The 10,890-nt window shown below is 65.7% G+C and carries 9 protein-coding genes; 5 read left to right on the forward strand and 4 right to left on the reverse strand.

Going from position 1 to position 10,890, the window contains the following annotated elements; genetic code table 11:
* The 4 genes from otsB to Q0U08_RS12740 form a co-directional block, all read left to right on the forward strand.
* On the forward strand, positions 1 to 717 hold a 717-nt coding region (gene otsB / locus Q0U08_RS12725), incomplete at its 5' end, for a trehalose-phosphatase (RefSeq protein ID WP_367271126.1).
* Positions 714 to 2,492, forward strand: coding sequence for a glycoside hydrolase family 15 protein (locus tag Q0U08_RS12730; protein ID WP_298091765.1), 1,779 nt, complete (start codon positions 714 to 716; stop codon positions 2,490 to 2,492). The genes otsB and Q0U08_RS12730, both read left to right, overlap by 4 nt.
* A complete protein-coding gene (locus Q0U08_RS12735; RefSeq protein ID WP_298091766.1) occupies positions 2,489 to 3,901 on the forward strand; it encodes a trehalose-6-phosphate synthase in 1,413 nt (470 codons plus the stop codon). The genes Q0U08_RS12730 and Q0U08_RS12735 overlap by 4 nt, the downstream gene beginning before the upstream one ends.
* Before the next feature lie 105 nt (positions 3,902 to 4,006).
* Positions 4,007 to 6,103 (forward strand): TonB-dependent siderophore receptor, encoded by a 2,097-nt coding sequence (locus Q0U08_RS12740; protein WP_298091767.1) that lies wholly within the window; start codon positions 4,007 to 4,009, stop codon positions 6,101 to 6,103.
* Here the strand turns inward: Q0U08_RS12740 and Q0U08_RS12745 are convergent.
* On the reverse strand, positions 6,091 to 7,203 hold the full coding sequence (locus tag Q0U08_RS12745; RefSeq protein ID WP_298091768.1) for a mechanosensitive ion channel domain-containing protein: 1,113 nt from the start codon (positions 7,201 to 7,203) through the stop codon (positions 6,091 to 6,093). The two genes, Q0U08_RS12740 and Q0U08_RS12745, sit on opposite strands and share 13 nt — an antisense overlap.
* A 214-nt stretch (positions 7,204 to 7,417) precedes the next feature.
* Here Q0U08_RS12745 and Q0U08_RS12750 point away from each other — a divergent pair, with 214 nt between their 5' ends.
* The gene (locus Q0U08_RS12750; protein WP_298091769.1) at positions 7,418 to 7,801 is read left to right on the forward strand and encodes a GFA family protein; all 384 of its coding nucleotides are present in this window, start codon (positions 7,418 to 7,420) and stop codon (positions 7,799 to 7,801) included.
* A 99-nt stretch (positions 7,802 to 7,900) separates the two neighbouring features.
* On the opposite strand, the gene Q0U08_RS12755 is transcribed toward Q0U08_RS12750, so the two are convergent.
* From Q0U08_RS12755 to Q0U08_RS12765, 3 genes are all read right to left on the reverse strand, one after another.
* A complete protein-coding gene (locus tag Q0U08_RS12755; RefSeq protein WP_298091770.1) occupies positions 7,901 to 8,914 on the reverse strand; it encodes an inorganic phosphate transporter in 1,014 nt (337 codons plus the stop codon).
* Positions 8,915 to 8,929: 15 nt separating this feature from the next.
* On the reverse strand, positions 8,930 to 10,105 hold the full coding sequence (locus Q0U08_RS12760) for a DUF47 family protein (RefSeq protein ID WP_298091771.1): 1,176 nt from the start codon (positions 10,103 to 10,105) through the stop codon (positions 8,930 to 8,932).
* 73 nt (positions 10,106 to 10,178) lie between these two features.
* On the reverse strand, positions 10,179 to 10,890 hold a 712-nt coding region (locus Q0U08_RS12765), incomplete at its 5' end, for a GMC oxidoreductase (protein ID WP_298091772.1).

Consider the following 10,890-nt stretch of genomic DNA (forward strand, 5'->3'; position numbering starts at 1 on the left):
GCCCTGTCACCCACCGACAGCCTTTTCCTGGATTTCGACGGAACGCTGGTTGAACTGGCCGAGCGTCCCGATGCGGTGGTGGTCGAACCCTCGCTGGTCGACATGCTCGATCGACTCGCCGCCACCATGCCCGGCCGCGTCGCGATCGTCAGCGGCCGGTCGATCGCGCAACTGGATGCGATGCTGGGTCCACAGGCCCGGCATTTCGCGCTCGCCGGCAGCCACGGTGCCGAGCGCCGGACGCCCGAACACGGCTATGAAAGCCCCGAGCCGCCCGAGGCACTTGCCCTCGCTGCCGAATCGCTGCGCGACTATGCCGACACGAACGGCCTAGTGTTCGAGGCAAAGAGCTTCGGCGCCGCCATCCATTACCGCCAGCGCCCCGAGCTTGCGGACGATGCCAACGCCACCGCCGCTGCGGTCGCCGACACGCACGGCCTGGTCCTCCAACGCGGCAAGATGATGGCGGAGGTCCGCCTGCCCGGGGACAAGGGTCGCGCCATCCTCGGCCTGTTGGAAACATCCGCGATGCAGGGCACCCGCCCCCTGTTCTTCGGCGACGACGTGACCGACGAGGACGGCTTCGTCGCCGCCGCATCGTCCAATGGCGCGGGTGTGCTGATCGGCCGCCCGCGTGACACCGCCGCCCTTTACCGCCTGGAGAGCGTGTCCGCCCTCCACGCCTGGATCGCCGCTGCCATGGAGGCCCGTGCATGACCCCCAACATGAATCTTTGGCCGATCGGCAATTGCCAGGTCTCCGCGCTGATCGACTCGCGAGGGCAGTTCGTCTGGGGCTGCGTGCCCCGTGTCGATGGCGACCCCGCATTTTGCGCGCTGCTGGGTGAGGAGGAGCCCGATACCGGCTTCTGGTCGATCGAGCTGGAGGACTGCGTCACCACCACGCAGGGCTATCTGCGCAACACGCCAATCCTGGTCACCCGCCATCAGGACGACCGCGGCAACGCGATCGAGATCACCGATTTCTGCCCGCGCTTCTCGCGCGACCAGCGCGTCTATCGCCCGACCAGCTTCGTGCGCATGGTCAAGCCGATCGGCTCGCCCCGCATTCGCATTCGCCTGCGCGTCGCAACCGACTGGGGCGCCCCGACCAGCTATACTCAGGGGTCGAACCATATCCGCTACCTGATGACGCACCAGACGCTGCGTCTGACCACCGATGCCCCCGTCGGCCATATCACGCGCGAGCAATGGTTCCGGCTGGAACGCCCGATCAACCTGTTTCTCGGCCCCGACGAGAGCTTTTCGGGCATATTGTCCGAAGCGCTGAGCGGCATGCTGGAGCGCACCACCCACGAATGGCACCACTGGGTGCGCGGCCTGGCCACGCCCGTCGAATGGCAGGGCGTAGTCATCCGCTCGGCGATCACGCTGAAGCTGTGCCAGCATGAGGAAACCGGCGCGATCGTCGCCGCGCTTACCACCTCGCTGCCCGAGCATGCCGATTCCGGGCGCAACTGGGATTATCGCTACTGCTGGATCCGCGACGCCTATTACACGGTGCAGGCGCTCAACCGGCTGGGTGCGCTAGACGTGCTGGAGGGGTATCTCGAATATCTGCGCAACATCGTCGATGCGGCGCGCGGCGGCCATATCCAGCCGCTCTACGGCGTCGGCGGCGAGGCGACGCTGATCGAGCGGATCGAGGACAAGCTGCCCGGTTATCGCGGCATGGGTCCGGTGCGCGTCGGCAACCAGGCCTATGAGCAGATCCAGCACGACGCCTATGGCCAGATCGTCCTGTCCGACGTGCAGGCCTTTTTCGACTGCCGCCTGTTCCGCATGTCGGGGATCGAGGACTTCCATTCGCTGGAGCGCGTCGGCGAGCGCGCCTGGGCCAAATATGATCAGCCCGATGCCGGCCTGTGGGAATTGCGCACCAAAAGCCACGTCCACACCTATTCCGCCGCGATGTGCTGGGCGGCATGCGACCGCCTCGCCAACGCCGCGCAGGCGCTGGGCCTGGAGGAACGCCGCATCTTCTGGCAGGAGCGCGCCGACCAGATGCGCGAGACGATCGAGCACGCCGCCTGGCGCGACAAGACGCAGCGCATCTCCGCCACCTTCGGCGGTGACGATCTGGATGCCAGCATCATCCAGTTGCTCGACCTGCGCTTCCTGGCGCCGGATGATCCCCGCTTCCTGTCGACGCTGGAGGCGGTGGAAAAGGGCCTGCGCCGCGGCAGCCACATGCTGCGCTATGCGACCGAAGATGACTTCGGCCTGCCGCATACCGCCTTCAATGTATGCACCTTCTGGCTGATCGAGGCGTTGCATGCCACGGGCCGGACCGCGGATGCGCGCGAACTGTTCGAGGAAATGGTCGCCCGGCGCACGCCCGCAGGCCTGCTGTCCGAGGATATCGACCCCAATACGGGAGAGCTGTGGGGGAATTACCCCCAGACCTATTCGTTGGTCGGCCTGATCAACTGCGCCGTCCTGCTGAGTAAACCATGGAGTGCCGTAAGATGAGTCGCCTGATCGTCATTTCCAACCGGGTGCAGCCGCCCAAGACCGGGCCGGGCGGCAACCAGGGTGGGCTGGCGGTCGCGCTGCTCGCTGCCCTTCGTGAACAGGGCGGCATCTGGTTCGGCTGGTCGGGCGAGACCACCGAGGAGTTCAGCGGTCACATCAATTTCCAGCAGGGCGGCGGCGTCACCACCGCGACGATCGACCTCGAACCGCAGGACGTCGACGAATATTATAACGGCTATGCCAACCGCACCCTGTGGCCCCTCTTCCACTACCGCATCGACCTGACCGAATTCGAGCGTGATTTCGGCAGCGGTTATCGCCGGGTGAACCAGCGCTTCGCCGACACCGTCCGTCCGCTGATCGAGGATGACGATCTCGTCTGGGTACACGATTATCACCTGATGCCGCTGGGACAGGAACTGCGCGACCGGGGTTTCCGCAACCGGCTCGGCTTCTTTCTCCACATCCCCTGGCCGCCGGCGCGCCTGCTCCTGTCGCTGCCCAGCCATCGCAAGCTGGTCGAAACCCTGTTCGCCTATGACGTGGTCGGCTTCCATACCGAGGACTGGCTGGACAGCTTCCGCGATTATGTGACGAAACAGCTCGGCGGTACGCTGGGGCCGAACGACACCGTTACGTATGAGGGGCGCACGATCCGCGCGATCGCCGCCCCGATCGGCATCGAGACGAAGGAGTTCGAGGAAGCGGCCGCCGGCAACGACGCCCGTTTCGCGCGTGAGCGCATGTATATGTCGTCCACCGGGCGCAGCCTGATCGTCGGTGTCGACCGGCTCGATTATTCCAAGGGCCTGACCGAGCGGTTCCTGGGCTATGAACGCTTTCTGCAGCAGAACCCCGAGCGCAACGGCCTCGTCTACATGCTCCAGATCGCGCCGCCCAGCCGAGAGAAGGTGAACACCTATCAGGAGATCCGCGCCAATCTCGATGCGCTGTCGGGGCGGATCAACGGCGAATATGCCGATATCGACTGGGTGCCGATCCGCTACGTCAACAAGGGGTTCCCCCGTCCGGTATTGGCCGGCATCTACCGTGCGGCGCGCATCGGTCTCGTGACACCGCTTCGCGACGGCATGAACCTCGTCGCCAAGGAATATGTCGCGGCACAGGATCCCGCCGATCCCGGCGTCCTCATCCTGTCCAGCTTCGCGGGTGCCGCCGCCCAGTTGAAGGAGGCGGTGCTGGTCAACCCCTACAGCGCCGAGGAACTGTCCGACGCGATCGTGAAGGCGCTGGAGATGCCGCGTGCCGAGCGCATCCGCCGCTGGGAAGCGCTGATCGACAATGTCCGGCGCGAGGATGTGTTCTGGTGGTGCGACCTGTTCCTCGCGGCGCTTCGCGGCGATGCCGGGGCGGAAGCCGCCGCGCGGGAGGAAGAACGCGCCTGACCCCTGCGCGCGTTTTCCGCACCGGAACAATTGCCTCCGCATTTCTGCAGTTGCGAGTCACCCGCAATAGCACTATGGCCCCGCGCATAGCGAAAGGGGTTCATGATGTTCAGGGCGATCAAGATGGCGGGCGTCGCGCTTGTCGGGCTTACCGCGGCAAATGCGGCATGGGCGGAGGTGCCGGTCTCGGCCGATCCGGTCGATGACCAGCGCCGTGTCGACCCGCCGGAGGAGATCACCGTCGACGGCCACCGCATCGACGAATCCTTTGCCGGCACCAAGACCGATACGCCGCTGATCCAGGTTCCCCAGCCGATCACCGTCATCACCGACGACGTGTTCCTCGCCCAGGGCGCGATCACCATCTCCGACACCGTCCGCTACGCCGCCGGCGTAAATTCGGACGCCTATGGTCGCGACACCCGCGTCGACAGCTTCCAGATCCGCGGCGTCGACGCCCTCCAGTTCCGCGACGGCATGCGCGACATCTACAGCTTCTACGCCAGCATCACCTCCGACCCGTACAACTTCTCGCGGGTCGAGGTCGTGCGCGGCCCCGCCTCGGTGCTGTTCGGACAGGGGTCGCTCGGCGGCATCGTCAATCTCGTGTCCAAGACGCCGGTCTTCACCAATGCGGGCGAGGTCAACCTCGTCTATGGCAGCTACGACCGCAAGGAGGTCATGGCGGACGTCAACCGCGTGATCGGCGACGATGTCGCCGTCCGCCTCGTCGCCCGCGTCCGCGATGCCGACACCTATGTCGATCACGTCCCCGACGACCGGGTGATGATCGCGCCCTCGATCACCTGGCGCCCATCGGATCGCACCGACGTCACGCTGCTCGGCCTGTATCAGGAGGACGATACCGGCTCGACCGCCAACTTCCTGCCGCTGGTCGGCACGCTGCGCGACAATCCCGGCAACCCGCGCCTGCCGCGCTACCTGTTCGTCGGCAAACCCGGCTACGACCGCTATGACGGCCGCCTGCTGCAAGGCGCCGGCCTGTTCGAACACCGCTTCACGGACGCGCTGAAGCTCAGCCTGAAGGCGCGCTACATCGACAGCGACCTGGCCTATTACGGCCATTACACGAACAGTTACGCCAATCCGGAAAACCCGTACATTACGGGCAGCAACGGCCGTCGTATCGACCTGTTCACCTCGTCATCCGACGCACGGCTGAACGTCTTCTCGACCGACAACAATGTGCAGGCGAAGTTCAACACAGGTACACAGGTCGAACATACGCTGCTGCTCGGTCTCGATTATAGCTGGAACGAGGTAAGGAAGCGCAGCATCTTCCAGACCCAGACGATCGACATCTACAACATTGATTACGATGCGATCCTCGCCCCAGAGGTTACAGGACCATTCGACCGGAATTCCCAGCGCCAGCGCGGCCTCTACGCACAGGACCAGATCCGCTTCTGGGACCGCGTCTCGGTCGTCCTCGGCGTCCGCAACGACCGCCTGCGCACCCGCGGCGCAACCGCGCCCGACGTGATCGACAAGGCCACCACCTTCCGCGCCGGCATCATCGGCGAGATCGGCGCCGGCATCTCGCCCTTCTTCAGCTACACCGAAAGCTTCCAGCCCGTCGCCGGCACGCTCAGCAGCGGCGCCAATTTCCGGCCCCAGACCGGCACCCAATATGAAACCGGCCTGAAGTGGCAACCCGATCCCCAGACCCTGGTCACGCTCACCGGCTTCCGCATCAAGGAACAGAATCGTCCCATCCCCGATCCCACCAACCCGCTGTTCCAGATCCAAGCCGGTGAGTTGACCACCAAGGGTTTCGAGTTCGAGGCGACCCGCACCCTGCCCGGCAATTACGACCTCACCGTCTCCTACGGGTATAATGACCTGTCGGGCGACAGCGCCGCCACCGGCTATCTGTCCAAGCACACCGCCGCCGCCTGGGGCACCAAGACGGTGGCGCTGGCCGAGGATACCAGCCTTCGCGTCGGCGCCGGTGTCCGCTATCTGGGTAAGCAGGTGTCGAGCAGCAGCGTCTGGACGATCGTCACCCCCGACCGCGTCATGGCCGATGCCCTGGTCGAGCTGAACCGGGATCGCTGGCGCATCGCGGTCAACGCGACCAACCTGTTCGACAATCGCGCCTTCGCCTCCTGCCTCGCACGCGGCGACTGCTTCGTCTCCGCACCGCGCAACGTCATGGCGACGCTCGGCTACCGGTTCTGAAGCACGACGGGGGCGCGATCTTCCTTGAAGGTCGCGGCCCCGTCGTCCACCGCCACGCGCCGCCGCGGCAGCGCCTCGGGCATCGCCTCGCGAATATAGGCGAGCAGCCCCTCGCGAATGTCGCAGCGCAGGTCGAACGCCACGGATGCGTCCTTGGCGGTCATCAGCCCGCGCACCTGGATCGCGTCGGCGGCGGTATCGGTCACCTGCAGGTTGAAGAAGCGCCCGTCCCAGCGCGGATTGGCGCGCACCAGTTCCTCCAGCTTCGCGCGCAGCCTCGGAATGTCTGCCGCCGGATCGAGATACCAGAAGACCGATCCCAGCAACTGGCTGGTCTCACGCGTCCAGTTCTGGAAACTATTCTCCAGGAACTTGGCGACCGGCACCACCAGCCGCCGCTCGTCCCACACCTTGACCACGACGAAGGTCAGCCGGATCTCTTCGATCCGCCCCCATTCGCCGTCGATGATCACCACGTCGTCCAGCCGGATCGGCTCGGTGAAGGCCATCTGGATGCCCGCGAACAGGTTCTTCAACGCCGGCTGCGCGGCAGCACCGACGACCAGGCCCGCGATACCGGCCGACGCCATCAGCGTCACGCCGATCGTGCGGATGCCGGGCACGCTGAGCAGCATCAGGCAGATCGTCAGGAAGATGATGAAGAAGACGCCGATCCGCCCCAGGATCGCCGCGCGGGTCCGCTTGCGCCGCGCGCGCAGGTTGTTCTCCACCGTCACGTCCGCGCGCAGGTCGATCACCGCCTGCAACGCCCGCACCCCCGACACGCCCAGCCACCCCAGCAGCGCCGGCACGGTGAAGCCCAGTATCTGCCGCCACAGATCGCGCCCGTCGGAGTCCATCGGCACGAAGCGCATCGCGAAACTCACCGCGATCGCCACCGCGACCCACCGCAGCGGCCGGCGGACATGCGCCAGCACCAGATCGTCCCCCCGGCTGGCAGTGCGTCGTGCGGCATGATCGGCGATGCGCATCGCGATGCCATGGACCAGCAGGCCGAGCAGGATCGCTGCCGCGATGATCGCGACGCTTTCCACCCATTGCCATTCGCGGGGAATATCGAGCGAGCGTAACCAGTGCATGCCCGGCAAAAGGCTCGCGCGGGCGAAGGTTCCGTTATTGCGTCAAACCGGTTGGGAAGAGCCGCCACCTCGTCGCTCACATCAAACGTCATGTCCATTGTGCAGTTCAGGTTCGTGCCTATGATGCACGCCGGGAGGACGAAGCATCATGGAACACCGGTCAGGCATCCACTCCGGGCAGTGTCACTGCGGAGCCGTGCGCTTCGAAGTTGCCTTGAGCGATGGCTTCAACACGGTTCGTCGTTGCACCTGTTCCTACTGTCAGATGCGCGGGGCTGTGGCCGTGTCTGCCAATCTCAGTGGCCTTCGTTTCCTGCAAGGCGAGGAGCTGTTGACGCGTTACCGCTTCAACACCGGCTCAGCCCAGCACTTCTTCTGTTCACGCTGTGGTATCTACACGCATCATCAACGCCGCTCGAACCCCGACGAATACGGCGTTAACGCAGCGTGTTTGGACGGGGTCAGCCCGTTTGATTTTCCAGAAGTACCCGTCATGGACGGAGTACGCCATCCCAGTGATACCGGCAGCACTGCATGCCGTGCGGGCACGCTCCGTTTCATCCCAACCGAACCGGAGTGCCGCGGCGGACTCGTGTGACGAGCACGATAGTAGCGCCCGCCGCGACCCATCTATAACGCCAGCCCCGCGCGCTACGTCCACCCCCGAAACGCAAGGTTGGACAAATCTGGATTGCCCTCAGAACAGCCGGGTCAGCCCGTAGAAGCCGGCGCCCACTGCGGCGGAGGCGGGGATGGTGATCACCCAGGCGGTCACCACTGTCCGCGCCACGCCCCAGCGCACCGCGGAGGCTCGTCGCGCCACGCCTGCACCGATGATCGATCCGGTGATCGTGTGGGTGGTCGATACCGGAATACCCATCGCCGACGCGCCGAACAGCACGATGGAACCCGCCATCGACGCGCTGAACCCCTGGTGCTGCGACAGCTTGGTGATGCGGCTGCCCATCGTCTCGATGATCTTCCAGCCACCCGTCATCGTACCCAGCGCGATCGCGATATAGCAGCTGATCGCCACCCAGTGCGGCACCTCGAACGGGCCGGAAAGGCGTCCGGTCGAATAGAGCAGCACGGTGATGATCCCCATCGTCTTCTGCGCGTCGTTCAGCCCGTGGCTGAGCGAATAGCAGGCCGACGAGAACAGGTGCAGCACGCGGAAACTGCGCTCCGCCTGTACCGCCGTCGCCCGCGCCAGCGCCCAGCTCGACACCAGCATCACCAGCATCGCCAGCATCATCCCCAGCGTCGGCGACAGCACGATGGCGAGCAACGTCTTGTTCAACCCGCCCCACTGGATGCCGCCAAGGCCGGCATGCGCCACGCCCGCCCCGATCAGCCCGCCGATCAGTGCATGGCTGGACGAGGATGGGATACCGCGCAGCCAGGTGACGACGTTCCAGAACATCGCGCCGCCAAGGGCGGCGAAGATCACCGCCGGCGTCACCAGGTCCTTGTCGATCAGCCCCTTGCCGATCGTCTCGGCCACCGCGTGCAGGCTGGGGAAGGCGATGGTCAGGAAATAAGCGGCGAAGTTGAAGGCGGCCGCGAACAGCACCGCCTTGACGGGCGACAGCAGCCGCGTCGCGACCACCGTCGCGATGGAGTTCGCCGCATCGTGCAGGCCGTTCAGATAATCGAACGCCAGCGCGACCCCGATCAGGCCGATCAGGAGCGGAAGGGCCAGTTCATGCATGGTCTGTCGGTCCGATCAGGCGTGATCGATGACGATGCCGTCGATCTCGTTCGCGACATCCTCGAACGCGTCGACGATGCGCTCCAGATGCTTGTAGATTTCGCGCTCGACCACGAAGCGCAGCGTGTCGCTGTTGCCATGGTCGGCCAGCGTACGGCGCAGGCCGGCGGCGTGGATGTCGTCCGCCTGGCCCTCCATGCGCACCAGCCGCTCGGTCAGCTCGTGCAGGCGCGCGCCGTTCTGCGCGACGTTGCGCAGCAGCGGCATCGCCTCGGCGGTCAGGCGCGCGGCATCGACGATGATCGCGGTCATATCGCGCATTTCCGGTGCGAAGTCGCTCACCTGATACAGGTCGATCGCCGCGGCGGCGGCCTGCATCTCGTCGATCGTGTCGTCCATCGCGCCGACCAGGCTGGTGATCGCCCCGCGGTCGAACGGGGTCAGGAACGTCTTGCGCACGGTTTGCAGAACGTCGCGCGTGATCTCATCGGCATCATGCTCACGCTCGATCACCTCGGTGATGTGCTCCGCGCGCGCCGTGCCATCGGCCTCCATCAGCCGCGCCATGGCCTCGGCACCGGCGGTCACCGTTCGGGCATGCGCCTCAAACATCTCGAAGAAATTGCCTGTCCGGGGGAGCAGGCGTTGGAACCATGCGAACATCGGTGCTACCTTCGATTTTTCTGGGATACCCGCCCCTCTCCGGGCGGCGGCCCTGAACTCGGCGGGGCTGAAGGACCGGATCAGGTCGCGCAGGTCCGGCTCGTCCACGGCGGCGGCCGCCTCGGACAAGGTAAACCAGCGGCGTTGCCGCTCCGGCTGCTCCTTCCAGCTCTGTAATTCTTGGGTGACGGCCAGCGGGAACACGTCCACGTCGACCATCAGCGAGGCGCCACTACCGCGCTTCTTGCGATAACGGAAGCTGCCCAGCGGCGTCGGGCAGATCGCGCCCAGCACCCCGGCCTCTTCCTCGGCCTCCTGCGCGGCCGCCACATGCGGCTTGGCCCCGCCCCCGATATTGCCCTTCGGAATCACCCAGCGACCCGACGCGCGGGACGTGACCAGCAGGACACGGATCACCCCGTCGGGCGAGGTGGCCTCGGTCCGGTACGGAAAGGCGGCGATCTGGCGAATGGTCCTGCACTCCCGTGGCGCATTACCCGGGCGCGGGCACTGGCACCTCGCGCGCATGGGGTGAAACGGCGCCGCGCGCAAGATGGCGCGGTAACGCACCGCCCGGAAACGGAGCGCCGCTTATCCCAGATCAGATGCTATTTGGCGGACTGCCGCAAATCGTCTGCGCGCCGACGAGTTCGGGCATGCAGCCGGCATGACGATGCGCCGGCACGCGCCGGTCCAACACGGCATAGCGCCGCCCGGCGATGTGATCACCACAGCGCAGCGCCAGCGCCATGATCGTCAGGCTAGTGTTCACCGCCCCCGCACTCGGCAGCACCGATGCGTCCGCGACATACAGCCCCTTGATGTCATGCACCTGCAGATCGGCATCGACGACTGACTCGCCGGCATCCAGCCCCATCCGCGCAGTCCCTACCTGATGCCATAGCTGCGGCGCGCGCGGCGGCGCGATGCACGGATAGCCGGCGCGCCGGAACGCCTCCGTCGCCAGCCGCGTCAACCGGCGGAAGCTGACCGCGCTTACCGTCGGCGCGACGATGTGCGACACCGCATCGGCATCGAAATGCAGTCCGCTTTCACGCGTCGGCAGCGCCTCCGACATGCAGAAACAGATCAGCGAATGCCGCCCGATCGCTTTCGCCAGCGGACGCAGCGACCGCGGCAGCTCGGTCCAGAACGGCATCTGCCCTGCGGTCTGGATCACCCCCAGCGGAAACGGCCACTCCGCGCTGCCATGATAATAATCGTTGATCGAAAAGCTCTTGGTGTGAATTTCTGCCAGATCGGGCCAGCGCACCAGCGGGAAGACGACGCCAGCCGAATGCCCCGCCAGATAC

The sequence above is a fragment of the uncultured Sphingomonas sp. genome (genome assembly GCF_946477935.1).
GTDB lineage: Bacteria > Pseudomonadota > Alphaproteobacteria > Sphingomonadales > Sphingomonadaceae > Sphingomonas.